We start from the raw sequence: 26,691 nt of genomic DNA on the forward strand, positions 1-26,691 counted from the left end.
GGACTCACGATGGGTCTGTATGGATTGTGGATGTATTGATGCTATCCACTGCCAAGCGCCAGGAACGGGACGGAAAGCTTTTAGCCTCATACAGTCCCGCCATCGAACAGCTCACCCGCTGGATCGATTCCTCCGAAGACAACCCCAACGCCCAGGCCCACTACAAAACCCAACGCGCCGCCTGGCACGCATGGGCCGATGCCCTGTGCGATCTTCCCGACCAGCCCGGCTGGCCCTGGCCTGAAGGGGACGTCCCATGGCCCGAACAGCCCCCCAAACCCACGAGGTACACAGCCCCATGATGCAACTGGATGATTTTAAGGTCCCAGGCAAGAACCTGGTGGTGAAAGGCAACCTGGAGTTCCGGACGGAGGATATGGCCGGGGAGACATCGGGGACCGATGCCGTGGAGAAGGGGACCAAGCCCAAGATCCTTCGGGTGTCCCTTCAGATCCCTTTCACTATGGCAACGGACCTGGGGGGCCTGATCCAGACCGCCGAGACCTCAACGAAGGAGACCGGAAGATCTGGACCATCACGCACCCCACGGCCGATGGTGGCGATGCGCCCAGTGCAGTTCCGAGCATGTGAACTGGGAGGAGGCAGGGAGCTTGCAATTGGAAGGTCTCCTTTACCCTTCGGGAGTGCAAGAGCAACCCGGAACGGGTGGAGGTGCGCCAGCCGGTGAAGCTTCAGGCATCGTGGCGGAACGGGCGCGGGGCGGATTCTTTTGATGATGTTCTGGAAAACGCGGAGGCCTTGACGTGAAGCTGGAAAAGATAGTGATGGTGGCCGGGCAACCGGTGCCCCTGGTCCGGGAGCACGTGAGCCTGGATATCTCCACGCCGGGCCGACTGCGCCGTAATGGCGATAAGCCCCTTTCAGGTATTGTGGAGATGGCCATGGGCGATGCCCGGAAGGATCCGGTGGCGTTTTTCACCGGGTTTGTGGTTCGAAGCCACACGGTGGACGCCAGGCAGCAGCGCCTTTTTTGCCGCGAGCTTTCGGCGGTGCTGTGGGGCTCCTTGCCCGTGTCGATCCGGAACGCCTCCTTGCGGGACGTGCTGGGCGTCTACACCCGGAAAACCGGGCTCTCCTTCGTGGTTCCGGAGGCGTCCTATGCGGACACCCCATGCCCGGCTTTCCAGACCATCGCCAACGGCATCCACGGCCTGGATTCCATGGGTGCCGTGTTTTCCATCCCCAATTACATCTGGCAGCAGCAGGGCGATGGCCAGGTCTTCGTGGGGGCCTGGGAGGACAGCCGGTGGGCGGGTAAGCCCTTCACCGTGCCGGAGACCTTCTTCCAGGACGTGCAGCTGGACGGCACCAAGACCCTGCAAGCTATTCCCGGGCTGCGGCCCGGTGTGCAGATGAACGGGCAGTACATCACAAGCCTGCAACTCAAAGAACACTTTATGGTGGTGACATGCGCGAAGCGATTAGACGCATAGTGCTCCGGATGTTCCCGGAGCTCTCCGGAGGCTATCACCTGGACCGGTACGCCCGGGTGGTGAAGATCTCCGACCCGCCCGTGGCCGGTGCAACCTGTGACCGGTTCCGGCCCTACTGGGCGGCGGACATCGAGATCCTGACCCCCGAGGGCGAGCCCGCCCCGGATTTCCCCCGGTTCGAAGCCGTGCCCCTGCCCGTACCGGCAGCAGGGCCCGATGCCGGGCTTTTTCTTTGGCCCCGGCCCGGAACCATCGTCACCGTGCGGTGGGTGGAGGGCCGCCCCGATCACCCGGTGATCCAGCACGTCTACCCCATGGGGCTCTCCATGCCAGGGGTGCCGGATGGCTCCGGACTCTGGCAACAGCGCCCGGGTGTTCACCAGCTCCACGATGCCGCAGGCAACTGGGAGCGGACAACAGACCAGGACATCCTGGACGCCGCCCGGAACATCGAGGAGGTGGCCACGGCCCTGCGAAAGCTCCAGGCCCAGACCGTGGACGATACCGCAAGCGGGACCCGCTCCGAGTCGTCCGGAGAAAAGACGGTCACCGTCTCCGGCAACCATGCCGAGACCGTGGGCGGATCCTCCACCGAAACCGTCACCGGCCCCAAGGCCATCAACGCCGCCGCCGTGACCCTGGCCGCCCCGGCCATCACCATCGGGGCCCCGGGTGGCGTCTCCCTTCTGCCCACCCTAACCAGCGCCCTGGGCGCAATCAAGGATGCCCTGTCCGCTCTGGCCAGCCATACCCACCCCGGGGTGGGCCAGTCTTCTGCAGCCGGCACAGTGGCAGCCAAGGCCACCGCCGTGGCCGTTGCAAAATCCGACATCGACTCCATCCAGGCAAATGCAACTGGCTCCGGCCGATCCAGCCGCCGGTACCACTCCTTCCACCACACCTCGAATCCGTGATCCTCCAATAACAACGGGCTTCTCAGCCCACGGCACAGGCAAAATCCCTGTGCCGTTTTTTTAGCACCGACGGGAAACCACCCAAAGCCCCGCTATCCGTGAAAAATCCCAGACCCGGGAAAAATTTCACTCCTCCACACCTCACCTTCGATAGGCTTGGAGCGTTTTTTTGCAACTAAGGGGGTGGGTGCAACAGGGGGATGGGAGCCCGTTGTTACTGGGTCTTCGTCGATTTTCTCGAATTGCAGAGTTTGCATTGCTTCGCAGGTAATCGAAATCATAGTGAACTATAATAGAGCTTTTCTATAAATCTAAATGGGTATAGATGTGACACTTCTAACAAGTGTATTATATGGGGATTCATGTTGGGGTAACTTCAATTTTTCTATGGAAGGGTTGTGTTACCTAATAATTATATGGCATATAAACGAGGCTGTTCTGTTTAGATATACAAATTGTTTGGTTCTCCGTCATTCTTGTAATGGAGGCCGATCCCTCTACAAAGGTTAAGGACGAAGCCTGTAAACGAAAATCGGTCGAAATGGCTTAAGAGATGTAGCGGTTTTTGAGTAGCGAACTCCTTGCCTTTTTGTCCCAGACCTCGCTTTCCGAGGATAATCGATTCGGATGAAGCCAGATGCCCTATAAACATGACGGAAAGCTCATTGTTTCAAGTATAAGGCCGTTATAGCATGATATGCTGCAGTACTGTTCGCAGCCAGAAAGGACAGGTTAAAGACTAACGATGTTACGCTTCAAAATAATTCCTAAAAATGTCATTGATTCAGTACCGGCATATTGGCGAGCTCGATTTCGGGTCGCTGAGCACAATTTAAGTAATATTCTCAGCGGTAATCATTATACCGATCGCATGAAATTGTGTCGTGCTAATGGGACTTATCGCTTAAGTGTGATGGGTGAGGATTTATTTATTGTGTCTCCAGACAGGTGGTACATTTATAAAAACGGTGTTAGCGCAAGGGTCAATAAGCTATCAAAAACATATGGCTATGGAGACTATTACAGCATCTCTGAGTCTGATGTTGTAGTTGATATTGGCGCCAATATTGGTGAGTTCTCAATGTTTTGCAGTAAACTTGGAGCAACGGTTTATTCAGTTGAAGCAGATGATAATGTCTTCAAAACATTAACAGCTAATGCTGCTCAAAAAAATATTGATACGAACAACTACGCGATATGGAATAAAAATGAGCAAATTGAATTTTTCTCCGAAATTGACACCGCCGATAGTTCATTGATTCAGCCATTAGGAGGTGCTGTATCCATTACCAAAGAAGCCGTTACACTTGACTGGTTGATACAGCAAAAAGGAATCAATAAAATTAAGTTAATCAAGTGTGATGCTGAGGGTGCTGAACCTGAAGTTTTAGAAGGTGCTGCTAACGCTCTCAAAATTGCGGAATATGTTACCTTTGACTGTGGGAAAGAGCGAAGAGGAGAATCAACGATCGATGAATGCATAGAGATCTTGAAAAATAATGATTTCGAAATTCTCCAAGGGGAAAAGACGGGGCGATATATTCTTGTAGCGAAGAATAAAAGGTTCGTATGATTTAAGGGTTTGATAATGTATGGCTTGATTTGTGAAAGGATAATATTATCCATTCAGCGTTAGGCAGATGCATCGGCAACTCGATACCCCAACCCTGCTTGTATTTCCAAAAAGAAGGCTCATTACTAATCAATAGTGTGCCTTCTTTACATGCATGAATTGGCTGTTTTCCGTTACAGTTTCGTTACAGTTCGGCGTAAGTGTCCTATTTTATAGTGCTCTCTTAGAGACTTAAAATCCCTCGGCCGCAAGGCTGTACGAGTTCGATTCTCGTTCCGGGTACCATAAAAATTATTGAATTTCAGAGGATTATAAAGGGCCTCTCGATTGAATCGAGAGGCCCTTTTTTTTTGTCAAATGTTTTGGAATAGGTCCCAAAATGCTTGTCATTACGCTATTCCCGTACAGTTCCCGTATAGTTTCGGGGGGCTGGGAACTGACGGGAAATGTGCGGCTAAGATTTTGTAGTATTTAGTTGTTTGTGAAGTACTTCAATGTTTTGCGCTGAACGTATAAAAATACGTTAAAAAATTATTTTATAATATGCTACATGGTAAAAAATTGTCATCAATATTTTTAAATATTTCAAAGTGAAGTAGGCTATTTGTCGTCGGGGCTTTTGGGTGGCTGGATTGGCCCCAATGTGAACCTTTCCGACGCTTCGACCAGGTGCTGCGGGGAAGGATGGGGATAAACCATGGTGGAGGTGATGGACTTGTGCCGCATCAGCTCCTGGATGGCCTTGAGGGGTTCGCCCTGCATGGCCATGACACTGGCGGAGGTCATGGAAGTGGTACTTTTCGTATTCGGCGGCCCGTGCGGCTCGTTTGAACATCTGCCCGATATACGTGACGGTCGTCCATCTCCAGAGGGTTTTGCGCACGGGGGCTTTTTCTATCCGGGTGATGCAGCGCTCCGACCTATACGGCATGCTGTGATTGGAACCCCGGGACTCTTGAGCATTATTGTTTGGCTGAGATCCGCAGGAAGCACTTGGGGTTGTCGATGTCCTGGAGCGTAAGCCGGAGCGCCTCACCGGAGCGCAGCCCCAGGTAGGCCGTGAGGGTGCAGAAATCGTAAAATTCAGGGTCTTCGATCTTCCCCATGATCTCTGTGAGCCGGGGGGTTGGGATGTAGCGTACCGTTCTGGGTACCGCCGGTGCTTTTGGAAAGATCAATGGCTTGGCGTAGCCCCATTCCGTGGCTTTTTTTAAGGCCGCCTTGACATGCCGATATACCTTGGCCACGTAGGCCGAGGACAGTCCGTCCTGAAGAAGGCTGCTGGTAAGCCGGTCGATATGGCGCCCGTTGATCTCAATCATGACAGTACCCCCAACATTCGCTGGCCTTGTTCAGGGCCTGTTGATAGAGCTTGAACGTCCCATCGGCCCGGGTCGCCTTGATGTAACCAAGGAGTTCGTCTTTGTAGTTGCCCCAGGCAACTTCCATTAGGGAATCCTTGCATTTCTGTTCCATGAGAAGCTTCCTTGCAAGCTTCGGGTCTTTTGTGGCTCGGCTGTTCCCGGGGAGACAGAGAGCCTTCCGCCGGGTCCTTGTGTTGCCTTTGCTCTTGCTTTTGGATGTAGCAGGCTTGGCCTCTTCCCATTCCGCAAAAAAGCCTCCGTATGTCGGATGTCTCCAGAGGTGAGCAAGGCCATTGCCGACTATACAGCCTGGCAGTGCGAAAAGCTGGGCCGTGACATCAACCCCGACGAACTGGTTTTCCGTTTAAAGAGTGCCGGCGCAAAACGCGTGGTGCTGCGGTCTCCCTCTTTTCAAAAGCTGGCTACCACCTAGGTGGCCCAGGCAGGCACCCAAACCCTGAACTATGCGGGGGGGGAAGATGAGTAAGGCCTTGCCCGACATCTCCTTTTCAGACATCCTCCCCGCGTCTATCTCCTGAGACGAAAGCATCCGGGCAGCCGCCCGCGCTATCGATGGCGACCTGAAACAGATCAACCGGGCCATCGACTCCTTATATATGTACAGCCGGCGAGACGAGATAGAGGAGCCCCTCCTCACCCACCTGGCATGGCAGTTCAAGGTGGACTTCTGGGACGACAGCCTGACCCTTGAAAAGAAGAGGGCCCTTGTCCGGAACTCCGTGGCCCGTCACCGACAAAAAGGAACCCCGTCCGCCATCGAGGGCGCCATTGCCGACGTACTCGGCGGCGGTACCGTGGAAGAGTGGTGGACCTACGACGGCCAGCCCTACCACTTTCGGGTACGCGTGGAAGTCACCGAGCAGGGCGTCACTAATCAGGCCTACGCCTGGGCAGATCAGCTCATCGAAGCCTACAAGAACGTCCGCTCCAAGCTTTATGCCGTGATCAAATACCTGACAGGGCAGGGCACAATCCACATGGCCATGGCCGGACAATACGACGAAACCGTCTCCGTCTTCCCCTGGCAACCCGAAAACCTTGAAAAGTCCAGGCCGGTATACTTTGGCCTGGGAACCCAGATGATCGAAACCACCTGCATCTATCCCTAAAAAGGAAACACCAATGGCAGAATCCTATTTCACAACCTTAACCAACACCGGCAAGGCGATGTTCACCAACTCCCCGGTCCTGGGCAAGTCGGTCTCGTTTTCAACTCTGGTCGTGGGAGACGGCAACGGATCCTATTCGGGCCTGGATCTGGCGGCCATGCTGCAGCGAACGACCCTCATCAACGAAGCGTGGCGCGGCAGCATCAACCATATTTCTGTGCATGAACCCAACGAACTGGCTGGTGGTGGAGGCGTTAAACCCATCGGGTGTGGGGGACTTCGACACCCGGGAGGTGGGTATCTTAGATCCCGATGGTAACCTCATCGCCATCGGTAAGTATCCCCATACCTACAAGCCCAAGATTACCCAGGGTGCTTCCAAGGATCTCTACGTGAAGATGATCCTGGAGGTGACGGACACTGCTGCAGTGTAGCTGAAGGTGGCTCCGGCGGTTGTGTTGGCGACGAGGGCGCATGTGGCGGATGAGTTGAAGGCTTATCCGGAGATGGTAAGGAAGGATGAGCATGGGAATGTGTCGATTTCGGGTGATGTGAGCATCAAAGGGAAGAGAGTTTCATTTTACGAGCCGGGTGATGACATCAACTTGTCCTATGTTCCCACGGATGCTGACATAATCCGGCGGCGTATGCTTGAACGGGATGGGTCGAGCATCTTGCGGTTAGATTACCCGGATCTTTTTACCAAAATTGGAACCATGTATGGGGGAGTTGACGAATTGCATTTTAGTCTGCCCGATGACCGAGGCCTTTTTCCTAAGTATTGGGACCACGGGGCTGAGATTGATCCTGACGCTTGATCCCGAACAAATAGAGGGGATGGCATAACAGGGGATAATGTTAGTACAAAACAATTGTCTGATAATTAAGGAACATTCTCATGCATTAAACACTTTTGCGACAAATTCTCCTGGGCCTGGAGCAGCCTATGGCTCAACAACAAACAGTTCAGCAGCCATCACTTCTAAGTCGGGAGGTGCTGAATCCAGGCCTATAAACAGATATAAATGGGGGGGATTTTTTACTAATTGCATCTCTTTATAATGCACATCCAGAGACCGGCGAATACCTTGTGGAAAGAGACTCTATCCCACGTCAAAATCTAATGTGGTCTAACGAAACACATTCTTTGGAAGAACGGTGGCTTTATAATCCTAAAACATAATCATTGCAGTCTCCACCTGAAATCAGCAACAATGAGGTTGCTGTCTTAGAATATCACAAATGGGTTGTTAAGTCAGATTACCGTGGTCAGTTTTTTTTTGATACAGTTTCTAATGAAGCACATAGCATCTCGGAGATAAGAATTACTCCTGATTCTGCCTGGACGGATAAAGATCCTCTACCAAATTCGAGATGGAAAGGTAATGATTGGGAAACGGATCTGTCCCTCTGGTTGGATAATGTGGTTAGGCCGCAGCGGGACGCAAAGTTAAGCGAATGCGACTATATAATGATACTTGATTATCCGATCGACGTAGATAAAAGAAAAGAATGGAAAATCTACAGATCACAGCTTAGGGATCTACCGGAAACTTTAATCGCAGTTGCCGACTCAATTCCTTGGCCCGTGGTTCTTCAGCCGTGATGATTTGTGCCTGTTATTTCAATCTATGTTGAGATGTAATATAAAATGCACACTAAAATTGATTTTTATGCTTTGTGTCTTAGACGTATCCCCCCCCCCCAAAAAAAAAAAAGTTTTTATAGGGGTGTGTTTTAAAGGGTTAATTTTAATTCTGAGTTGCCAAATAGTTTGAAACTTTTAGCGAATGAAAGGGACGGAGTTTCAAGATCGATTTGTTTTAAATCGTTTTTAGTACAAGGCCCTATGTAGCCAATATGTTTGATCGCATTATACTTGACTTTTTTACATCCAAGTATTTTTTGTAGTACGTAACAAGTGCTAACTCGCTTATCGATAAATCCATAAACTGGACGATTAGACGTCAACACGACATTTATAAAGTCAAAATCAAATGTGAGCATTCCATCTTTGGGAGAAGCATAATTTGGGCCGTCAATAAAGATAAAATCGTAATCTCTATTGGGTAAATCTCTATAACCCATACCTCTATATATGGAATAAGCAAATTCTTGACGAGGGCTGCAGATGATTTCAACAAAGGGATTGATCGATTGGGGTAGTAGCTTTAATGAAAGTTGATAATATTCATCTATTTCTTCCATTGAAGTAATTCTACCCCCGAAGCCCTCCAATCTATTTTTTTTCAATGCTGCCGCAATAACAATGGTTGAAACCCCGGTGCCGCATTCAAGAACTTCATTCGGCTTTATTTTCCGGGTATATTTATATAGTTCCCAGTAGTCACTATAACTGCAACCTGTAGATTTTGTGTTATTCAGATATTCGGATAGCATCCCCCAAAGTTCAGGCCTTTTGCGAATATTCCATTTTGCACGAAGCTCAAAGTATTTTCTGAGTATTACAAAAAATTTGTTGTTTATCTGGGATATACTCATGTTGAATATTACGTTTTTCCATTAATTAGGTTAATCGTATAATTAGGTTAATCGTAGCAATTTAGAAAACCTGTTGTGATTATCATTTTGTTTAAAAATTTACAAGCGATTAGGCTCAATGAAAAGTGTGCTTTGAAAAAAGTGGCAGATGCCGTTGCGTTTAATAAAAAATGTCAAAAGTTTAGTTTTGGGATCTGCAGGGTTTCTGAATGAATAAGATAAAGGCAATAATGTAAGGTGGAGCGCTTCTTCATATTTGGGGAAGATGATTTCTGCAGCATGATACAGATGAAAGGCCAATGGTCATATATGGTTTTGATATTAAGTATACAATGGCATGTTAAGGCGCTGGGGTCGATTCCCGCCAGCCTTGACGATTTTAAGCAGGGGCTCCGTCTTACGGATCTTTGTCCGGAGCATGATCTCCCGGTATTGGGACAATTCACCTTCTGCCCATTCATTGGTGCGGGTGGTGGTGCTACGGTACATGGTTACAAACAGGCGCACCGTCTTTCCTGTAAGGCCGATTTCGACGATCTTGTTATGGATGTAGGCGATTCCGCCGATGGAAAAGCTTCCGTAGTCGCAGGGGATCAACACATGGGTCGCCGCCACTAGGGCATTGATGGTGAGAAGGCCCAGGGAAGGAGAGCAGTCCAGGAGCACGTGGTCATAGTTCAGCCCCTGGAGGGCCTTGGCCAGCCGGGACTCGGAGAACAGCTCCGGGATCAACAGATCTTCGGCACGCTTCAACGTCTCGTCCGCCGGGAGCAGATCCCGCGGTGAGGCCCAGGACATCCTTCACCACCGCCACGGGGATCCCCGCCTCCTGGTGGAGCACATGGCTTGTTGTGTAGGCACAGCCCGAAGCAAACACTCCGGCGGCGCTGGTGAGGTTCGCCTGGAGGGCCAGGTCCACAAGGAGAACCCGTTTTTCGCCAGTGCGAGCCCGGCGGCCAGGTTGATGGCGGTGGTGGCTTTGCCCACGCTTCCTTTTTGGTTTGCGATGCAGGTGATGTTCATCTTTTCAGCTTTCCTTTCTCCACAAGGCTTAAGGCCTTCACTTGCACGTACCCAACCTTTCCTATCAGCCACGCCACATGTCGATTGCTGGGCAGGCATCCGATCCCCGGATGGTGTAGGTCTTGCCATCATCGGGGCCGCCGATGACAGGGTGGTATCGTACAGGGTCGTTTTTCTTAAAGATGGGGTGGGGCTTACCGAGTAGGGTTGCCGATGTTTTCCGTTTTTCCGAGGCCGTAAGACCCGATTTTTCACGCTTCATGGCTCTCCTGATTTTGGGCGCAATTCACCCGTGACGGGAAACGCCCTTTTTGTCTGTCTTTTTGTCGTTGGATGTTGTGGCCGGAGTCTCACACAGCAGCCATCCATCAGCTCATTTGTTCAGCCTGTCTCATCAGTGCCGGGCGGCCAGTCCCGTGCAGACTCCCCGGGAAAGGGGCGTTTCGACTTCTTATCTTTCGCGTTGGCCTTCTCCCTCTTCTATTAAGAGTTGGTAACTTCAGGGGGAGCCGACCGAATGGCTTGGAGTCGTGAGAAATCAGATCAGGCCTGAGGTAGCGGGCCAAGTGATGTCATGAGAGACCGTTCACGTTCTTTCATTTCCATGACCTGGGACAACGAGGTGTCGCTCAGTGGTATCTTTTCAAGCCGAGGTAATCTCGTATCATTGGGCTGGATGCTCGCGCCGGTTACCAGCTCGACCATCTCATTGTAATAGACTTTCCAGCCGTCGCCGTTGAGGGGCACAGGTAATGAACAAGCCAGCTCCAGCAACTTTATCTTCTGGGCTTGACTCAAATCGGCCTGAGGGCGCTGGCTTTCGTCAGGGCCCAACTCATTGTCTTTCGTGGTGCCCTGTTCTTCCAGCTTTGCAAGAGAACGGAGGTTGGGCACCCACGAAGAGTCTGCACAGGCTGCCGCAAACATTTCGCAATCCCGGAAGTAAGAGTTTTCACCTTTGATGAGGGGCCATCGGATCTTTTTGGAGTCGGGGTCTCTGCGTTTTTCTTCGGCCAGGAGCATCCTGGCATATGCCGGTTCGGTATCTGCGTTCAGGTAGAGCCTTTGAAAGTCGCTATCCTTGCGGGTGAGGCGGTAGTGAAAAAGGTCCTTGAGCTGGTCCATGTCCACGGTGCGGATTTCCTGAGGTCTGAATGCGCCGTTCCTGTGAAGAGCCTCAACCACTTTGACCTGTGTTTTTTGGAACTGGGACCTGGATGAGCCCTTGACGCCGAACACCACACCCTGCCCCTTTTCCCTCAGCCATTCGTATGCCGTATCGATGCGTGCTTGGCCGTCCTCGTCGTCACCACACATACAGCCCAGGTCAAAGGTTGCTCGAAAGATGCCCATCGTTTCAGGGTATGCATTCTGGATTGGGTACCGGGTATTGAAAATAAGCTCCTCCAGCTCGACCCAGTTAGAGATGAAATCATACTCAATCAGCCAGCTGGTGAGATCCTTGCCCCAGGCCCTGACAACAAAGCAAAAGCGGTCCTTCCACATGGTGATCCCACATGTGAGGGCCACCGCTGAAAGAGGAACGATGCGCTTGGGAATTGTGGTGCTATGACTTTCGAGTAGCGCCATCGCCTGTTATTTCATTACATCTCCTGATTCGTTTTCCATGATTCCTGCTCCTTTTTTTATGTAGAGGGTTCTTTCCCCCTGGATTACGTTGATACCGCTATTAAAGCGTGGCGCGGGACCTGCCAGTGAGGGGCGGATCGGCCCCTGTGGTGGCCCGTGGGAAACCCCGTGTGTTACAGGGTGTTGTGTTTGTGTTCCGTGTGGCCCACGTTTTTTTTTTTTTTTTTTTTTTTTTTTTTGATTCCAGTATATTGCATTGCGCCGTTGCGTGTTCCTTGTTAAGGGAGATCCATGGATAAGATGGAAAAGACCACACACATTCACATCCGGTGTACCCGGGATCTCAAGGAGCAGCTCACGAAGATCGCTGAAGAGCAGGAGCGCATCCTTTCCCGGCAGGTGATCTATTTCCTGAAAAAATCCATCAAGCAACATCAAGACAGTGAGTCAGGTTGAGTCGCTGCTTTATTTACGGCTACCTGGATCTCTTCGGGTGTCCCTTCAATCCAAACAATAGGGTTGATGCTGGTGGCATTAGCCAATTCTTTGGCTTTTTTCCATGATGGCCGCTTTTTTTAGCGAATATTTCGCTCATAAAGCCTGTACTTAAATTCGCCTTTCTGGCTATCTTTATTTGCGTTCCACGTTTTATATCTCATGACTTAGGCTTTGGCGAATATTTATGTCGAGCATTATTCGCAATAGTCTAACTTAAAGATGTTGCTTTTTTCTTAGCTCATTGCGAACATATTTTTATTTTTGATCTAAGGAGGGCTTCTTTGGCTGGAGACGAGTACACTCATTTTTTGGCAGCACTTAAGTGGGAAGCTGCTGAAAAGTGGAATCGTCAACGAACCGCGTTGGCCGATAAGGCAAATATTTCAGGAGGCTTCTTAAGTGAAATTATTAATGGCAAGAAGACCGCCGGTTTTAAAGCTCAAACGGCAATAGCCAAGGCATGCGGTTACCAATACGATGAGTTCCTCGTCCTGGGACGTAAGCTGCTGGCCGAAAAAGCCTCAGGCAACCCCAAAAAAAACAGCGACACCAACCTGACAAAAGATGTACCCACCAAAGAAGTGAAGGTTGGTAAGAAGATGGAAGTTGAAGCACTGAAAGAGCTTCTTCAGCATTACAAGGTGATGCTGGAGGTGAACACGGCTGAACTCAGCGCCTTGCGTGACGAGATCGGTTACCTTAGAGAACGAAACCGCGAGCTGGAAACGGCTAAGCGGAGGGCGGAGACCAAAGACAAGCCGTCAAAGCCTGAAAAAAACGGCCGTGTGATTCCCATGCACAATCGCTCTAAGGCGGAGGTGCATTTTTTTTACCCCGAAAGGGAACAATGTTCACGAGAAAGGAGCGTTATAAATAGCTAGTGGATGTGTTGCCGGGCTGCGTGAGTGGTCCGGTGATTTTGTTTTGGGAGTTTATATCTAAGGAGTGAAGTTTTGATTAAAGGTCCAAGTGCTTTTATTGAAAAAAAGTTTATCGGTAACCCCGTCGAAATTGGAACGTCAAAAAGCAAGTATGATAACTTCCTTATGGAGAACGAGACAGTCCAGATGGAGTTCAAAGGAATCAGAGACGCACTTATTTTTACTGATTTAAGGTTGATCGTTGTTGACCCTCAGGGACTACGCGGGAAGAAAGTCTGCGTTTCCTCGATTCCCTGGAAGTCTATTTCCGCCTTTTCTCTGGAGAACTCGGGAACCTTAGATTTGGATGCCGAATTGAAGATCTGCGGTTCAGGGTTTGGTATTTGCGAACTCCAATTTACAAAAGGTGTGGATGTTACGAAGGTCAATGCCTTTATAAATCAAAAAATTTTTATGTAATGAGTTTGATGGGGCCGGGCTGTGAGTGCGGCCCGGCTTTGTTGTTTTGATTGAACTTGGTATGAAGGAGAAGACATGGATGAATTTGGAAAAAAAAATGATGATCAGGCTAATGCGTCTGTGCCCCAGTGGGGTGGGCTCCCATGGTATGAGCAGAAGGGAAAAGTGATTTTGTTTTTGATTGTTTTTTTTCCAGTGGGGCTCTATGGACTTTGGAAGAGTGAGCAATTCGACAAGAAACCGAAGGTTTTTTTAACATGTGCTGTGGCGTTAATTGTTTTGATTGCTGCTACGGATAATACGCCCACGTCCACGTCCACGAATACGTCCACGAATACGACAGCAACAAACCCAGCACCCCAAAAAGAATGGTACACCGGTGGTAACTTGAATTCTGGAGGTGCGCTTGGCTGGCAAGATGCTGATTATGCCAATAAATTAGCCACGGCAGGCGGTATGTTCGCGGCTTTATGGAGCAAAGAGGCCTTCATTCCGGCGATTCAGAATCAAATTCGATCTATGGATGACATGAAGCCTTACGCAAAAGAGTTGGTCGTATTTATGGATAAGGCAACAGAAAAGAATCCTGATCCTGTCGAAAATGAGAAAATGTATGCTAACCAAAAAGTTAGCGAAATGGCAGTTATTGGCATGGTGATGATGGGTTGGATAAAAAGTTAGGCTGGTGGTCATATGAAAGGTGCATTTGCGGCTTTGAAGAAAAAGAGTTGGCTACTTTTTCTGGTTGGGTCCCTGATGCTTTTGACAATCGGTCTTTCGGCTGCTTCTTTGGGGCCCTACCACGGAAACAAGAGGTCCCATGTGTTCCCTCAGTCCTCTTGCCGATATTACAAGTGTAAAAACTGTACGGTTGTTTTTGAAACAAGGGAAGAAGCTGTTTCAGCGGGCTACAGGGCTTGCCAGATTTGCCAGCCCTGAATAATTCATAGCCATTTCTTCTATTCAGATGGATGACTATGGTTCTTTTCTGTCCCCGCTCTATCGAGCGGGGACTTTTTTATGGTATTTCAGCGTAAATTTTTACCTCGGTCAGCGTGTCGCCCAGGGTGATTTTTGCCATCTCAACATCATAATGGGATTGGGTGTTTATCCAGAATTTTACGGACGTACAAAAGTACCGGGACAGGCGCAGGGCGGTGTCGGCGCTGAGGCCCTTTTTTCCATGGACGATTTTGTTCACGAGCATGGCCGGAACGCCCAAGTCCTTTGCCAGGCATCTTTGGCTTATCCCCAATGGGTTTAAGAATTCTTCGAGAAGGATTTCGCCGGGGTGGGTCGGGTTAAAATCTTTCATACGCATTTCCTCATGGCAATCAGACGTTTCACCACGTTCTAAGGCGTTACATCCGGTCTCTGAGCAGATTTGTCAAATACTGGTTCAGGCTTAGGCCTTCAGCCGCCGCTCTGGTTGCGATTTCGGCATGTAATTCAGGTGGGGCCCTCAGGTTGAACTTTCCAGAAATACTCCTTGCGTGGGTTGATCCCCTCCTCTTCACACATCTCAAGGAAAGCCCTAAGGGAAATTTCCCCTTCTTTGCGAAGCTCATTTGTAGTGGCTCCGTAAAAATCGGAACCACCGTTAAGGCCGACAAACTCCCCACAGAAGCTATCGATCTCTGGGTCATATTTAATCACGGCGTTATAGCCGTTTATGGTCATCACGTTCTTCATGGTTTTATCCCGTTACGTTCAAGCCATTTTCGAATAGAAGCAACCGCACCTTTGTTTGTGTTCGGCGATGGGTGCGGTCTGTGAAATACCTGGATCTCTCCGAAAAGCACCACACCGATGCGGGAGCCTTCGCGCTCGCTAACCTTTGCCCCCAGCTCCTTAAGAAGCGCTCAATGTCGGCCCATTTGATGTTGCCACTTACAGGCCTGGTAAGGATCTTGTTGACCTACTTGAACCGCTTGATCACCCGGAACGTGCCGCCGGGTTTCAAGGGCGGGGCCACGATGACAAAGCTGGCATCGTCCCGATGGCGCGAGGGATCGTAGCCGCCCCAGACCGGGCAGTTGCCGAAGGGGCTAAGGGCGGTCGGGTCAAGGTCTTTCCATTGGGAGATATCGGTGGGGCACGCCTCCAGGTCGGCAAAGCGGAACACCCCGAAGGTGTCGTCGATGCCGGACCCCGAAGAGGTCTCCGCCAACTCTGAGGGGAAGTACTCCAGCTCCAGGTCTTTGCGGTCGAACAGATCGCAGCCCCCTGCCTCGGCATCGTTCAGGGTGATGAGCTTGCGCCAGGCGTTGTCCGGACAGAGGATGCCGGACTGCATCTCCTTGAAGCCGGGGAACTCCACCCGCTTTTTCTTGAACCGTTTGTTGGAGCGGTACCCGGTCCAGAGGTCGTAAGCCTCATGGGTGACGGCGGACGGGGTGGAGAAGACGGTTTTTCTCCATCGCTTCTGGGAGGCCATGCCCGAGGCCACTTTGTAGAGCTCGTTGAACTTCTGGATCCAGAAGAACTCGTCAATGTACACGTTGCCCGTATGGCTCTGGACGGATTTGGCTTTGTTGGAGAGGAAGTGCAGCTCCGCCGGGCCTTTTTCCGTGTTGAGTATGATGGGGTTGCCGGACAGCTCGATGTCGAAGTGCTGCCGGGCGATGCCCACGATGTACCGTCGGAACACCTCGGCCTGGGCCCGGGTGGCCGAGAGGAAGATCTATGGGGCCGGCGAGTCTTCAGCGGCCGGCACGCTGGCTGCCAAGGCCATCATCGTGGCCGTTGTAAAATCTGACATCGACTCCATCCTGGGCTAAAACACAAATCGACGGCTGATCCAGCCGCCTGACTCTCTCCTTCCACCACACCCCCAACGCCCCGCCACCTCTTAAGAATTTCATTCCTCCACACCTCACCTTTGATAGGTTTGGAGCATTTTTTTGCAGAAATGAAGTGGGGTGCAGGGTCACTATAATGGCCGTGAGTACAGAAGTTTCTTTGCACTTGTTACTTCTTGTGTGATACTGATGTTTTGATATAGTTACAATGTTTATCTATCTGGAAAGATGAAAAATAGTCGAAATCAACTCATGGGGGACATGATGAAAAAGATCTTGATTCTTTTAATGGTAGTATTTGCCGGATGTGAAAGTGACGGTGGAGATACGATAAATCATGAGAATGCTGTTAGCAGTGAACAATCGATTCTTTCTGTAGGAGATAATTGTGCCACAGCTATAAAAAGCGATGGAACGCTTTATACATGGGGAAACAATTACTTTGGACAATTAGGAGACGATACAACAATTCCACAAGACACTCCTATAAAAACCAGCATGGATAGTGATTGGTTTTCTGTATCAGCCGGAGGCCATCATATGGTAGCAATCAAAAATGATGGAACCTTATGGGCTTGGGGATTTAATTCCTCTGGGCAAATTGGTGATGGAACAACAATAGATAAACACACTCCTATTCAAATTGGAAATGATTGCAACTGGGCTTCAGTATCAGCTGGAAGATCCCATACTATGGGGATCAAAACCGATGGTACACTATATGCCTGGGGGTGGAATTATTATGGACAGTTGGGCGACGGATCAACAGATGATAAAACAAATCCTATGCAAATTGGCAGCGACAATGATTGGGCCATTGTCTCAGCTGGCGATGAATATACAATCGCTATCAAAACAAACGGTGCTCTTTATGCGTGGGGAAGAAATTGGACAGGTCAACTCGGGACAGGAGACCTTGAAGACAGACTTACGCCAGTTCAAATTGGCAGCGAAAAAGATTGGTATTTCATATCTACGGGCAGTATCCACACGGTGGCAATAAAAAAGAACGGGTCACTTTTTTCTTGGGGTAGACAATTTGGTGACCCCGAGGATAGGGTGTTGGAAAACCCATCACCCCTTGGAAATGATAAGGACTGGGCCTCAGTCTCTGCAGGATGGTCCCATACGATGGCAATGAAAAAAGATGGGACACTCTATGCGTGGGGAGATAATGAACACGGCGAACATGGTAATGGAACATATTCAGCGCAAAAACTTCCTGTAAGGGTTGGCAAGGATAATCATTGGACAGCAGTCGCAGCCGGTTCCAACCAAACGGTCGCGTTAAAAGAGGATGGTACGCTTTGCTCTTGGGGAAGAAAAAGAAAACCAAATATATGGCTCTATGATAAAATTACGCTTAAAAAGCCTAAGCCTGTCCAAATAGGAACAAAAAGCGATTGGGCTGTTGCTGCTGCAGGTGAAACTCACACAGCTGCAATTAAGACGGATGGCTCCCTTTATGCTTGGGGCTCAGGAGTTGGTAGCGGATTGGGTTTAGACAAGCAAGTTCCCACTCGTATTGGCTGTGAAAACGATTGGGTTGCTGTGTCTTGTGGGCAATATAAAACTATAGCTATTAAATCCGATGGAACCCTATATGGATGGGGAGCTATAAACTATCTGATAGGTGATAGTTTACTGGCAATGTCAACCTGTCCATTTCCGATAGGAGAGGATAATAACTGGGCCTCTGTCTCTTGTCGAAAGAACCATACAGTAGCGATTAAAACGGACGGAACGCTCCATTCGTGGGGATATAATTCGTATGGTCAACTCGGAGATGGGACAACTGTAGATAAGTATAAATTCGTTCAAATAGGAAACGATAATGACTGGGCTTCAGTTTCTGCTGGTGACGACCACACTGTGGCCATTAAAACTGATGGCTCTCTTTATACATGGGGCAACAATCAATGTGGACAACTTGGCGATGGAACATTAGCTGACCGAACTGAACCCATGCAAGTAGGCGACGATTATGACTGGGTCGCTGTTTCTGCCAGCCCTAATTCAACTATTGCGCTTAAAAGCAATGGCAGAATTTATGAATGTGGACGGTCTTATATGCTCTCTTCTGGCGGAGCTGGTGGGGATACCCCCCACGCTGTAGGTATCCATAGTAACTGGGCTACTATCTCATCAAGCGATGACCAATATGTAGCTATCAGTGATAATGGTGGGCTTTACTTCTGGGGCCATTATATTCAAGATGATATTATTAAAATCTTGAGAATGCCAACTCAAATTGAAGACGACAACAACTGGTCTTCTGTATCAGCCGGACCTAATCATACCGTGGCTATTAAATCCGATGGAACACTCCATGCGTGGGGGTTGAACACCCATGGGCAACTCGGTGACGGTAATGCCTGGAACCCTAAACCTGTTTTGCTTCCCTGGTAATCGATGAAGTGGCATGTTCTCTCCCCAAAAAAGTAAATTCAGTGCCCACTGAAATATCATTTGGGTGGAGATTAGCAGGCTTTTTTCGTTATAGTTTGGCGTAAGTGCGCTATTTAATAGTGCTCTCTTAGAAACTTGAAACCCCTCAGTCGCAAGGCTGTACGAGTTCGATTTTTGATCAGGGTATCATAATTGAATGTACGGTTTCAGTGTCTTAAAAAAGGTTTCTTGTCGTTGTGGCAGGGAACCTTTTTGCGTTTGAAGTGAGCCTCGCGACCGCTGGGCAAGTAGAGTAGATGTTGCGTAAGCTGCTCAGTTTCTTAATGGACTTCATGACTTTATGGATGGCGTTTTGTTTCTTGGCCTCTAATGGGTGCGGCGGATGTGGATCCCGTTGAGGCTTTAGCGTTGCCGTAAGAGTGTGTTATCTTCGTTTGGACTTACTGGTGTGGACGTTCAGTACTTGCTGCCAAGGTACGCCCTGAAATGCCTTTGGTGTAGACTGGACAATCGATGAAAGCCGGAATTCCAATGGAATAATCCAGGAAACCGCATGATAAGGACCTTCTCCAGATGTGCGATAAGCTGGGGGGCTGACCAAGATCAAGGAAAGATGTCGTTGATTGTAATTTCGGCGTTTGATTTGAGCAAGGTGCCTATCAAATAAGTAAAGATTTCATGAGAATGCAAGAGCCCCGATAAGTAGTGTTGTGGAGATTGTTTTTTTGCTTAATTCTTGTTGATGAAAAGCTAAAATTATGTATATGGTGCGCTGTTGAGTATGGTTTGACAGGGTGAGGAATGTGAATTCTCACGGAACGCAATCGGTTCCGCGCCCTGTGTTGCTACTGTTGTGGATGATATGAGTTGTTTTAAAAGGAGGAAAAGATGGCCGCACTGGTGTTGAAGAAATTTCATCTGAACAAAGAGGCTAAAAACGGTGAAGACTGTCTGCATGTTATCGGTCGGCAGGGAGGTCTTGTCGCCTTCTTGCTGTCTTTGATGAAGATAGACCCTACAACTGAAATTAAATGCAATGACGAAAGGGTTGAAGTCACTCAATCCAGCTTTTTTGGAAGGCAAACCATCAACATTCCATTGGTTGCTATGACCGGAGTTATTGGTGGCTTTCAAAAACCTAAGGCATTGTTCTTTGCTATCATTGCCGTTTTGTTTGGTGGGGTGTCTTTATCTGTGGAAGCTGGGGCGGCCGCGGCCATTGCCTCATTGGTTATTGCCGGGGTATTGACCGCAATATATATGCTGAAGCAAGAGATGGCGCTGAATGTCCAGAACGGTGGCGACACCTTGTGGGGATTGTCCTTTAAACGCAGTGTTATCGAAAACGTCACCGTTGATATCGATAAGGTAAATGAAGCCGTTTCATTGATAAATAAAAACGTCTTGGCTTCTACTAAAGGTTAAAAGAAAAAAGGTGGTTGGCCAGACCTTGCACTCTTCGTATCTATCGGGCTGATCCATTTTTATTGTATATCGTAACAGATCTTGTACCAGCAAAAACCCCGCTGCCTCCAAAGGCAACGGGGTTTTTTATTTCATCATTCAGCCTGATGAGGTCATCTGAGATCTGAATAGGAATGGGTCGTTTTTTGCCTGTGGAGGAAATCTGTATTTTGTTCGCAGGCAGGTAAAGAAATGTGTGGTGGGATTGGCGGGAATTCGGTGTGCACGACGTATTCTACTACTTTCGCGCGAGGTAGCTGCGGCTGGCTTGTTGTCTGCGCTTGTGGCCCCGATTATCGAATCTATTGAGTGTGCCAGAATGTTTCAACAGCTTGGCCTCCGGTAGCATTACCGGAGGCAACGGGCGCTGAAACTGGTGTCGTTTTTTATGTTCAATCCGGCGTGGGCTAAAATCGGACGGTTACACGGGCCCCCCACTCGGCCGGGGGAGAGTAGATGTTGTAGATCCCTGCAAAGCCTAAGGTGTCGTATGTGGTGTCAAACACATTGCGGCCGTAGAGATAGACATCGAAGGACTGGGCTTCGTAACCCAACTTGACGTTGACCAGTTCATAGGCATCCCGCTTTGTGGTGTTGGTTTTGTCCAGATACATGTCGCCGTAGCCGGTGGCATCAACCTGGGCAAAGAGGCCCCGGGCGTCGCGGTAGGCCAGGCCGCAATTGAAGCTGTATCTGGGGGCGAACCGGTTTTCGTTGCCGCTGTAGTTGCCCAGGGCGTCTTCAAAGGAGTCAAAGGTGGTTTCATTGAGCCCGAGGCCGCCAAAGAGGGTGAAGCTTGTTCCCAGAAGTGCCGTGAATTCGATCTCTGCGCCCTGGGAGGTGGCTTCAGCCGCGTTGGATGTGTAGGTATGGGTCGGGCTCGATTTGGAGATGTGGGCCGTGACCTGCATATCCGATATATCCATGTAGTAGAGGTTGGCGTTAAGGGTCAGCCGCTTTTGGAGGAGCCGGGATTTGAACCCGATGTCGTAGGAGTAGAGGGTCTCTTCGTCATAGGTTGTGGGGTAGCCGGCAACGGCGTATGGGTTGAATCCGCCGGAGCGGTAACCCTTTGCGATGGTGACATATCCCATAATGTCCGGCGTGATATGGTAGTTGACAGCCACTTTGGGGGAGACTTCGTCATAGGTGTTCTTCTCGGTCAGGCCTTTGGTCTTGTCGTCGAGTTCCTTTTTTTCATCGTCGTAGCGGAGGCCTGCGATGATGTTGAGGCGGGGCGTGAGCCCGTAGTTGATGTGGCCGAAGATGCCGAGGGAGTCCCCGTCAATGGTCTGGAGAACGGTCATGGGCATGGTGCCCGTCCACCGTTCATCGATGTCGTTTTTAAAGATGTCTCCATACAGCCCCATGAGCCAGCTGAGGGCACCTGAGGTGCCGCTGAGACGAAGCTCCTGGGAGCTTTTTGTGTAGACGTTGTCCAGAAAAAGGTGGCGCTCCAGCATGGGGTTGGAGGTGAAGTCGTTGTCCTGGACCTGTTCGCCGTGAAACCTTCGATGGGTGGTCACCGAATCGATGGCCACGTCCGGGGTGAGGTCCCCATGGACCTTCAGGCTGGTGAGGTCGTTGCTGGAGGTGTTCTCTCCCTCCAGGTCGGATGATACCTCCCGGTCCGGCTGGAACGTGTTCCCCAGGCTTCCTGCGCCATCGTCGAAGCTCACGATGCTCTTGATCAGGGTGATGTCCAGGGTGTCGGTGGGGGCAAGACGCAGGTTTACCTTTCCATAGTTGTGTTCCCGGTCATCCACCTCATCCCCTGTGAGAACGTTTTTAACATACCCGTCTTTTTCATAGTGGCGCAGTGAGACGCCCAGGAATAGCTTGTCTTGAATGAGGGGCCCCCCGATGGACGCAGAGGCCTCGCGCAGGTTGTCGCTGCCGGCCCGCACGCTCAGCTTCCGAGTGGGTTCGTTGTCCAGTTCCGTTGTGATGATGTTGAGAACGCCGGCCTCGGTGTTCTTGCCGTAGAGTGTCCCCTGGGGGCCTTTGAGGACTTCGATGCGCTCAATGTCCAGGATCGGGTCGTTGATGCCGATGCCCATGGTCATGGGGACGCCGTCCACGTAGACACCCATGGTGCTCTCCAGGGTAATGGCGTCGGCAAAAAGGCCCCGGATGGAAGGGGGGGAGGTGGTGGAGAAGCCCAGGTCAAACATCATGAGAGACGGGGTGTAATTGCTGACGTCCCGGAGGACGCCTATTTCCCGGTCCTCCACGTCAGTGGCATCAAGAAGGGTGAGGCTGATGGGGATCGCCTGGGGATCTTCACTTTGTTTCTGGGCGGTGATCACCACTTCTTTCAATGCCCGGGGTTCGGGTGTGTTGTTGTCGTGGGCGAAGGCGTTGCCGAAAATCAAAAGGCAACAGAGAGCAGTTGCTGGGAGAATGGTGGTGCGCATGTGTCTGAATTCCTTTTTTCGGTATGGCTGGGCCGGCATGTGGTGATGCAACAGAGGAAACGGTATTCCCACCTCCCCTTCCCATGGAAAAGGCCTGGTGTGGGGCAACTCCCCAGCATTTACGCAGTGTCACTGTGGCGGGGGGGATGATTTGTTTGGGGTGTCGAAATTTATTTTTGGCTCCAAGGACGTTAATATGAGCAATTGAAATAGTCAATACGAAATGTCTTTTTAGAGTGAATGAAAGGGTACGCTGATACTGCCGGTTCTGCGGCGGGCTTTCGGTTTAGCCCATTCATATGCAAAAGACTCGGCACCAGCAAAAACCCCGCTGCATTTACATGCAGCGGGGTTTTTTATTGTATCGTTGATGTGTGGACTATGGGTGCGGTGGGACCGTATCCGTTTGGGTCAGAGCCTTTCAAAGTAGAGGATATACTCACCCTTCGGGCGGGCCGAGTGCACCCATCTTCTGCGTTATCAGAGCTTTTATAAAACCACGACTTCTGCAGCTCTGATGCCTTGAATATGGGTGCACTCGACTCGTGAAATATCCGGGCTATGCATGGATACGAAATCATCGATGATGGTCCTTATTTCTGAGGGGGAGGATCCGCTTTCGAGGTATCAGGCAGGGGGCTTTGATTGGGCCAGCAGGCCGTGGGCGCGGTCTCTGATGGGGCACATTTAATGCAAAACTGCATTGGCACGCCTCCCTTCCTTGGAAAAACCCTTTGAAACACGCCCTGTTGAGAGATTATGCAAAAATGCATTGGCACATCAAAGCAGATAAAATGCCAAGAATCCGGCCTGTTGCCTGAAATAAAATGCATGTTTGCATCAACGCTCCTTCTGCCGTAACATAGCCCGCCGCCAAACCCGCTGATTATCATTATCAAATTTTTTTATTTCAATTTGGCATGTGTCTTGCTGTTATCCGGTTTTCGATAAATTATTCTTCTGATTTCAATCAACCGCAAGGTCGACAGAATAGATACAAGGAGTGTGGTGACATGCTGAACAGGTTCCAAACACTGGATAACGCCGGAAAAGAGAAACTTCACGCCGCCTGCATGGAGGTGCTGGGATCCACAGGGGTCATCTTTGAAGACGACGAGGCCCTCGAGATCTTCAAGGCAAACGACTTCAAGGTGGAGGGGAACAAGGTCTTCTTCCGGGAAGAGCAGGTGAAAAAAGCCCTGGAGACCACTCCGTCGGAGTTCATCATCCGCGCAAGGGACCCTGAAAAATCCGTTCGCATCGGTGGGGATCACTTTGCCCTGAGTCCCGGCTGGGGGGCTCCTTTTGTGATGGATGCCGACGGCACCCGGCGTTCGGCCACCATGGGCGATGTGGAGAACCTCCTCAAGCTGGTGCAGGGATCGCAGTATATCGACATGACCGCCAGCGGCATGGTGGCCCCTCCGGATCTTGATCCCAAATCCGCATCGGCCGAACTTTTGGCCTCCACCTTCATCTATTCGGACAAGCCCCTCACCGGCAACCCCTCCGGTCGGCAGAACTCCGTGGAGCTTCTGGAGATGGCGTCCATTGTGTGGGGAAGCCGCGAGGAGGTCATCAAAAGCCCGGTGTCCATTACCTCCATCAACCCCACATCTCCCCTTATCTATGGCCCCGAGGCAGCCGGCAGCGTCATCGAGCTTGCCCGCGGCGGCCAGGCCCTTCTCATCTCCAGCATGGTGATGGCGGGCCTCAGCGGCCCCATCACCCTGGCCGGAACCGCCGTGATTGAGATGGCCGAAAGCCTTGCAGGCATCGTCCTTGCCCAGCTTGTGCGCCCCGGTACCCCTTGTGTTTGCGGGGGCACCTCCTGCGGGGCCGATCTTCGTCTCTGCGCCGCCACCATCGGCAGCCCCGAGCTCCTGAAGCTGATGAACATTTCCAACCAGATGGCCCGTTACTACGGCCTTCCCTGTCGTTACGGCGGCGGGCTCACCGATGCCCACTGCTCAGACATGCAGGCGGCGATCTCTGGCTTCCCCGCCACCGCCCTGAGCCTTGCTGCCGGGACCCACTACATGCACCAGGCCTGCGGCATCCTGGGGGCTTACACCGCCATGAGCCTGGAGAAATTCGTCATGGACGAAGAGCTGGCCGGAATGGTTCGAAGGGCCCTTGAACCCGTGGAATTCACCGATGAGACCTTGAACCTGGATGCCATTACCCGCATAGGGGCCGGCGGCAGCTTCCTGATGGAGCCCATGACAGCCATGCGCTGCCGCACGGAATTTTTCCTTCCCACCCTGGCCTATCGCAACAACCACACCAAATGGGTGCAGGAGGGCAGCCCTCAGATGCTCGATACCGCCGCGAAGCACGTTCAGGAGCGCCTGGCCGCCTACACCAGGCCGGACATGGACCCTGCCATTGAAAAGGATCTGAAGGCCTATATCGAAACACGGCGCGGTTCAGCCACCACCGCAGCCTGACCCGGGTATTTCATGAGACATAAGGGTGGCTCGACCCGTGAAAGACGAGGGCTCACCCGGATATCCCATGGGAAAACGCAACGCCGATGAATTGATGCCAGTGACCGTGGAATCAGGCGGCACATGACATATCCGGGCTACGGGTCATCCAATCATACTGCGGCCGCACCTCTTGTATGGAGCGAGAGGCGGCCGCGCATTCCAACCACTATGACAGGACATTGTATGTTACAGGACGGATGTAAGGAAAACCAAAGCGTGCTGAAGCGGTACTTCGGTGCCGAGTTAGACATCACCATTTTTTATTTTATTATTACCCTCACCGTGCCCTTTGTTGTTTTAGGCGCCGGCTGGCCGGACCTTCTGAGCAAGGTCTGCGGAACCGCCGTGGGCTATGTGTTTAAGGTCTTTCAGTCCACCTACCTCCTGGGAGTCACAGGGATTCTTGTCTTCTGCCTGGCCCTTGCCTTTTCTCCCTATGGCAAGGTGCGCCTCGGCAAGGACGACGAAAAACCGGAGTTTTCAACCTTCAGCTGGTTTTCCATGCTCTTTTCCGCCGGCATGGGCATTGGCCTGATCTTCTGGTCCGTTGCCGAGCCCCTGGTGCACATGGCCGCTCCCCCCACGGGTGAGGCCAACACCTTTGAAGCGGCCCGCCTGGGCCTTGAGCTTTACTTTTTTCACTGGGGCTTCCACGCATGGGCGGTCTACGCCGTCGTGGCCCTGACCCTGGCCTATTTTCAGTTCAGAAAAGGGGAGGGCGCCCTGTTCTCCAGCTGCCTGATTCCCCTCATCGGCAGGAAGCACGCCAACGGCCTGGTGGGCCGCCTCGTGGATACCTTCGCGTCCTGGGCCACCATTTTTGGTGTGGTTACGGGCCTGGGCATGGGCGGCATGCAGATGGCCAGCGGCATCAGCAGCCTGTTCGGCATTCCCGGAGGGCCCAACCTGACCACGGCCCTGATTCTGGTGGTGACCTTTGCCTATATCGCCACAGCGGTGACAGGCGTGGCAAAGGGGATCAAGTTCGTGGCCAACCTCTGTGTCGTGTTCATGATCGTTTTGATGTTCTTCTTTGCTGTGTTCGGACCCACCGGTTACATCTTCAAAACCCTGTGGATGGGCTTTTCCGACTACATGCTTGATCTTCCCAAGCTCTCTTTTGCCACCACCTTGTTCGACAACGACACCTGGACCCGTAACTGGACCGTCTTTTTCTGGGCCTTCTGGATTGCCTGGGCCCCCTTTGTGGGTGCCTTCATCGCCCGTATTTCCAAGGGGCGAACCATCAAGGAGTTTATCCTCGGGGTGATTATCCTGCCGCCTGTTTTCTCCTTTATCTTCTCGGCGGCCCTGGGCGGGACCACCATGCACCTGGAGTTTGTCAGGCACCTCAACGTCAGTGATCCCATCAACAAGGACCTTGCCATGGCGCTGTTCGTGACCCTGAAGCACCTGCCTTGCTTTCATTTCATGACAGGGCTCTCCCTGGTGTTGATTTTCTTCTTCCTCATCACCTCGTGCAACTCGGCCACCTACGTGGCCGCCCGATTCGTCACCAGCGGCGTTGACGTCTCCGATCCCAAGGCAAACAACCGCCTGACCATCACCTTCGGGCTTATCCTGGGGCTCCTGACCGTGGTGTTCAACTACTCCGGCGGCCTCAAGGGCCTCCAGACAGCCACCATCCTGGGGTCCGTGCCCTTTTTCATCGTCATGATCCTGGGCATCGTCACCCTGGTCAAAGACCTGATTCAACAAC

At 51.1% G+C, this 26,691-nt stretch carries 33 protein-coding genes, 1 other RNA gene and 3 pseudogenes; 22 read left to right on the forward strand and 15 right to left on the reverse strand.

Annotation, left to right across the window (positions count from 1 at the left end):
• Positions 1–38: 38 nt before the first annotated feature.
• The 6 genes and pseudogenes from ACOYW2_RS04945 to ACOYW2_RS04970 all read left to right on the forward strand — a co-directional run bounded on the left by ACOYW2_RS04945 (position 39) and on the right by ACOYW2_RS04970 (position 3,941).
• Complete coding sequence (locus tag ACOYW2_RS04945) at positions 39–302, forward strand: hypothetical protein (protein ID WP_482769614.1); 264 nt, start codon at positions 39–41, stop codon at positions 300–302.
• A complete protein-coding gene (locus ACOYW2_RS04950; protein WP_482770979.1) occupies positions 302–688 on the forward strand; it encodes a baseplate complex protein in 387 nt (128 codons plus the stop codon). Before ACOYW2_RS04945 ends, ACOYW2_RS04950 begins: the two co-directional genes overlap by 1 nt.
• Positions 649–768 (forward strand): annotated as a pseudogene (locus tag ACOYW2_RS04955) (hypothetical protein); the annotation flags it as partial. The gene ACOYW2_RS04950 and the pseudogene ACOYW2_RS04955, both read left to right, overlap by 40 nt.
• Complete coding sequence (locus ACOYW2_RS04960) at positions 765–1,454, forward strand: hypothetical protein (RefSeq protein ID WP_482769615.1); 690 nt, start codon at positions 765–767, stop codon at positions 1,452–1,454. The pseudogene ACOYW2_RS04955 and the gene ACOYW2_RS04960, both read left to right, overlap by 4 nt.
• Complete coding sequence (locus tag ACOYW2_RS04965) at positions 1,430–2,368, forward strand: hypothetical protein (protein ID WP_482769616.1); 939 nt, start codon at positions 1,430–1,432, stop codon at positions 2,366–2,368. The genes ACOYW2_RS04960 and ACOYW2_RS04965 overlap by 25 nt, the downstream gene beginning before the upstream one ends.
• A 745-nt stretch (positions 2,369–3,113) precedes the next feature.
• Positions 3,114–3,941: an FkbM family methyltransferase gene (locus ACOYW2_RS04970; protein WP_482421961.1), complete on the forward strand. Its 828-nt coding sequence runs from the start codon at positions 3,114–3,116 to the stop codon at positions 3,939–3,941.
• A gap of 600 nt (positions 3,942–4,541) precedes the next feature.
• Here the strand turns inward: ACOYW2_RS04970 and ACOYW2_RS04975 are convergent.
• The 3 genes from ACOYW2_RS04975 to ACOYW2_RS04985 form a co-directional block, all read right to left on the reverse strand.
• Complete coding sequence (locus ACOYW2_RS04975; RefSeq protein ID WP_482769617.1) at positions 4,542–4,727, reverse strand: hypothetical protein; 186 nt, start codon at positions 4,725–4,727, stop codon at positions 4,542–4,544.
• A 176-nt stretch (positions 4,728–4,903) separates the two neighbouring features.
• On the reverse strand, positions 4,904–5,263 hold the full coding sequence (locus tag ACOYW2_RS04980) for a hypothetical protein (RefSeq protein ID WP_482769618.1): 360 nt from the start codon (positions 5,261–5,263) through the stop codon (positions 4,904–4,906).
• Entirely contained in the window at positions 5,256–5,417 is a 162-nt protein-coding gene (locus ACOYW2_RS04985; RefSeq protein WP_482769619.1) for a hypothetical protein, read from the reverse strand. Before ACOYW2_RS04985 ends, ACOYW2_RS04980 begins: the two co-directional genes overlap by 8 nt.
• Before the next feature lie 168 nt (positions 5,418–5,585).
• Here ACOYW2_RS04985 and ACOYW2_RS04990 point away from each other — a divergent pair, with 168 nt between their 5' ends.
• From ACOYW2_RS04990 to ACOYW2_RS05015, 6 genes are all read left to right on the forward strand, one after another.
• Complete coding sequence (locus tag ACOYW2_RS04990; RefSeq protein WP_482769620.1) at positions 5,586–5,738, forward strand: hypothetical protein; 153 nt, start codon at positions 5,586–5,588, stop codon at positions 5,736–5,738.
• 115 nt (positions 5,739–5,853) lie between these two features.
• Positions 5,854–6,435: a phage tail protein I gene (locus ACOYW2_RS04995; RefSeq protein ID WP_482770980.1), complete on the forward strand. Its 582-nt coding sequence runs from the start codon at positions 5,854–5,856 to the stop codon at positions 6,433–6,435.
• Positions 6,436–6,448: 13 nt separating this feature from the next.
• Positions 6,449–6,754, forward strand: a complete 306-nt coding sequence (locus ACOYW2_RS05000) for a phage tail-collar fiber domain-containing protein (protein ID WP_482769621.1) — start codon at positions 6,449–6,451, stop codon at positions 6,752–6,754.
• Positions 6,657–6,869, forward strand: coding sequence for a phage tail-collar fiber domain-containing protein (locus tag ACOYW2_RS05005; RefSeq protein ID WP_482769622.1), 213 nt, complete (start codon positions 6,657–6,659; stop codon positions 6,867–6,869). Before ACOYW2_RS05000 ends, ACOYW2_RS05005 begins: the two co-directional genes overlap by 98 nt.
• A 42-nt stretch (positions 6,870–6,911) precedes the next feature.
• Positions 6,912–7,253, forward strand: a complete 342-nt coding sequence (locus ACOYW2_RS05010; protein WP_482769623.1) for a phage tail protein — start codon at positions 6,912–6,914, stop codon at positions 7,251–7,253.
• 605 nt (positions 7,254–7,858) lie between these two features.
• Positions 7,859–8,041 (forward strand): phage tail assembly chaperone, encoded by a 183-nt coding sequence (locus ACOYW2_RS05015; protein WP_482423665.1) that lies wholly within the window; start codon positions 7,859–7,861, stop codon positions 8,039–8,041.
• 131 nt (positions 8,042–8,172) lie between these two features.
• Here the strand turns inward: ACOYW2_RS05015 and ACOYW2_RS05020 are convergent, their stop codons facing one another.
• The 6 genes from ACOYW2_RS05020 to ACOYW2_RS05045 form a co-directional block, all read right to left on the reverse strand.
• The gene (locus ACOYW2_RS05020) at positions 8,173–8,937 is read right to left on the reverse strand and encodes an O-methyltransferase (RefSeq protein WP_482769624.1); all 765 of its coding nucleotides are present in this window, start codon (positions 8,935–8,937) and stop codon (positions 8,173–8,175) included.
• 321 nt (positions 8,938–9,258) lie between these two features.
• A complete protein-coding gene (locus tag ACOYW2_RS05025; RefSeq protein ID WP_482769625.1) occupies positions 9,259–9,735 on the reverse strand; it encodes a ParA family protein in 477 nt (158 codons plus the stop codon).
• A gap of 3 nt (positions 9,736–9,738) precedes the next feature.
• The gene (locus tag ACOYW2_RS05030; RefSeq protein ID WP_482769626.1) at positions 9,739–9,960 is read right to left on the reverse strand and encodes an AAA family ATPase; all 222 of its coding nucleotides are present in this window, start codon (positions 9,958–9,960) and stop codon (positions 9,739–9,741) included.
• A gap of 64 nt (positions 9,961–10,024) precedes the next feature.
• Positions 10,025–10,222 carry a hypothetical protein gene (locus tag ACOYW2_RS05035; protein WP_482769627.1) on the reverse strand — a complete coding sequence of 66 codons (198 nt, stop codon included), beginning with the start codon at positions 10,220–10,222 and terminating at the stop codon, positions 10,025–10,027.
• A gap of 118 nt (positions 10,223–10,340) precedes the next feature.
• Positions 10,341–10,409: hammerhead ribozyme type II (locus tag ACOYW2_RS05040), an RNA gene on the reverse strand.
• Between the two features lie 94 nt (positions 10,410–10,503).
• Complete coding sequence (locus ACOYW2_RS05045) at positions 10,504–11,550, reverse strand: terminase gpA endonuclease subunit (protein ID WP_482769628.1); 1,047 nt, start codon at positions 11,548–11,550, stop codon at positions 10,504–10,506.
• A 291-nt stretch (positions 11,551–11,841) separates the two neighbouring features.
• On the opposite strand from ACOYW2_RS05045, the gene ACOYW2_RS05050 reads away from it, so the two are divergent.
• The 5 genes from ACOYW2_RS05050 (at position 11,842) to ACOYW2_RS05070 (ending at position 14,327) form a co-directional block, all read left to right on the forward strand.
• Positions 11,842–12,006, forward strand: coding sequence for a hypothetical protein (locus ACOYW2_RS05050; protein WP_482769629.1), 165 nt, complete (start codon positions 11,842–11,844; stop codon positions 12,004–12,006).
• A 323-nt stretch (positions 12,007–12,329) separates the two neighbouring features.
• Positions 12,330–12,929 (forward strand): hypothetical protein, encoded by a 600-nt coding sequence (locus ACOYW2_RS05055; protein ID WP_482769630.1) that lies wholly within the window; start codon positions 12,330–12,332, stop codon positions 12,927–12,929.
• Positions 12,930–13,001: 72 nt separating this feature from the next.
• Positions 13,002–13,388 (forward strand): PH domain-containing protein, encoded by a 387-nt coding sequence (locus ACOYW2_RS05060; protein ID WP_482769631.1) that lies wholly within the window; start codon positions 13,002–13,004, stop codon positions 13,386–13,388.
• 75 nt (positions 13,389–13,463) lie between these two features.
• Positions 13,464–14,069: a hypothetical protein gene (locus ACOYW2_RS05065; protein WP_482769632.1), complete on the forward strand. Its 606-nt coding sequence runs from the start codon at positions 13,464–13,466 to the stop codon at positions 14,067–14,069.
• A 75-nt stretch (positions 14,070–14,144) separates the two neighbouring features.
• Positions 14,145–14,327: an Ada metal-binding domain-containing protein gene (locus ACOYW2_RS05070; RefSeq protein WP_482770981.1), complete on the forward strand. Its 183-nt coding sequence runs from the start codon at positions 14,145–14,147 to the stop codon at positions 14,325–14,327.
• Between the two features lie 79 nt (positions 14,328–14,406).
• Here the strand turns inward: ACOYW2_RS05070 and ACOYW2_RS05075 are convergent, their stop codons facing one another.
• From ACOYW2_RS05075 to ACOYW2_RS05095, 5 genes and pseudogenes are all read right to left on the reverse strand, one after another.
• Positions 14,407–14,703 carry a HigA family addiction module antitoxin gene (locus ACOYW2_RS05075; RefSeq protein WP_482769633.1) on the reverse strand — a complete coding sequence of 99 codons (297 nt, stop codon included), beginning with the start codon at positions 14,701–14,703 and terminating at the stop codon, positions 14,407–14,409.
• Positions 14,704–14,749: 46 nt separating this feature from the next.
• Complete coding sequence (locus ACOYW2_RS05080) at positions 14,750–14,905, reverse strand: toxin-antitoxin system HicB family antitoxin (protein ID WP_482423667.1); 156 nt, start codon at positions 14,903–14,905, stop codon at positions 14,750–14,752.
• Complete coding sequence (locus ACOYW2_RS05085) at positions 14,838–15,080, reverse strand: hypothetical protein (RefSeq protein WP_482423891.1); 243 nt, start codon at positions 15,078–15,080, stop codon at positions 14,838–14,840. Before ACOYW2_RS05085 ends, ACOYW2_RS05080 begins: the two co-directional genes overlap by 68 nt.
• A pseudogene (locus ACOYW2_RS05090) lies at positions 15,077–15,238 on the reverse strand (type II toxin-antitoxin system HicA family toxin); the annotation flags it as partial. The gene ACOYW2_RS05085 and the pseudogene ACOYW2_RS05090, both read right to left, overlap by 4 nt.
• Positions 15,239–15,306: 68 nt before the next feature.
• Positions 15,307–16,038: a terminase large subunit domain-containing protein gene (locus tag ACOYW2_RS05095; protein WP_482769634.1), complete on the reverse strand. Its 732-nt coding sequence runs from the start codon at positions 16,036–16,038 to the stop codon at positions 15,307–15,309.
• Between ACOYW2_RS05095 and ACOYW2_RS05100 the strand changes: the two genes are divergently transcribed.
• The 3 genes from ACOYW2_RS05100 (at position 16,022) to ACOYW2_RS05110 (ending at position 20,023) form a co-directional block, all read left to right on the forward strand.
• Positions 16,022–16,168 (forward strand): hypothetical protein, encoded by a 147-nt coding sequence (locus ACOYW2_RS05100; protein WP_482769635.1) that lies wholly within the window; start codon positions 16,022–16,024, stop codon positions 16,166–16,168. The two genes, ACOYW2_RS05095 and ACOYW2_RS05100, sit on opposite strands and share 17 nt — an antisense overlap.
• A gap of 282 nt (positions 16,169–16,450) precedes the next feature.
• Complete coding sequence (locus tag ACOYW2_RS05105) at positions 16,451–18,598, forward strand: RCC1 domain-containing protein (protein WP_482769636.1); 2,148 nt, start codon at positions 16,451–16,453, stop codon at positions 18,596–18,598.
• A gap of 888 nt (positions 18,599–19,486) precedes the next feature.
• On the forward strand, positions 19,487–20,023 hold the full coding sequence (locus tag ACOYW2_RS05110) for a hypothetical protein (RefSeq protein WP_482421976.1): 537 nt from the start codon (positions 19,487–19,489) through the stop codon (positions 20,021–20,023).
• Between the two features lie 446 nt (positions 20,024–20,469).
• Here ACOYW2_RS05110 and ACOYW2_RS05115 read toward each other — a convergent pair whose 3' ends face one another.
• Positions 20,470–22,479 (reverse strand): TonB-dependent receptor, encoded by a 2,010-nt coding sequence (locus ACOYW2_RS05115; RefSeq protein ID WP_482769637.1) that lies wholly within the window; start codon positions 22,477–22,479, stop codon positions 20,470–20,472.
• 920 nt (positions 22,480–23,399) lie between these two features.
• On the opposite strand from ACOYW2_RS05115, the gene ACOYW2_RS05120 reads away from it, so the two are divergent.
• Both ACOYW2_RS05120 and ACOYW2_RS05125 read left to right on the forward strand, forming a co-directional pair.
• Positions 23,400–24,929, forward strand: a complete 1,530-nt coding sequence (locus ACOYW2_RS05120) for a trimethylamine methyltransferase family protein (RefSeq protein WP_482769638.1) — start codon at positions 23,400–23,402, stop codon at positions 24,927–24,929.
• A 225-nt stretch (positions 24,930–25,154) separates the two neighbouring features.
• Positions 25,155–26,675: pseudogene (locus ACOYW2_RS05125) on the forward strand (BCCT family transporter); the annotation flags it as partial.
• Between the last annotated feature and the right edge of the window lie 16 nt (positions 26,676–26,691).

It is taken from the genome of Desulfoluna sp. CLI2B, assembly GCF_056847375.1.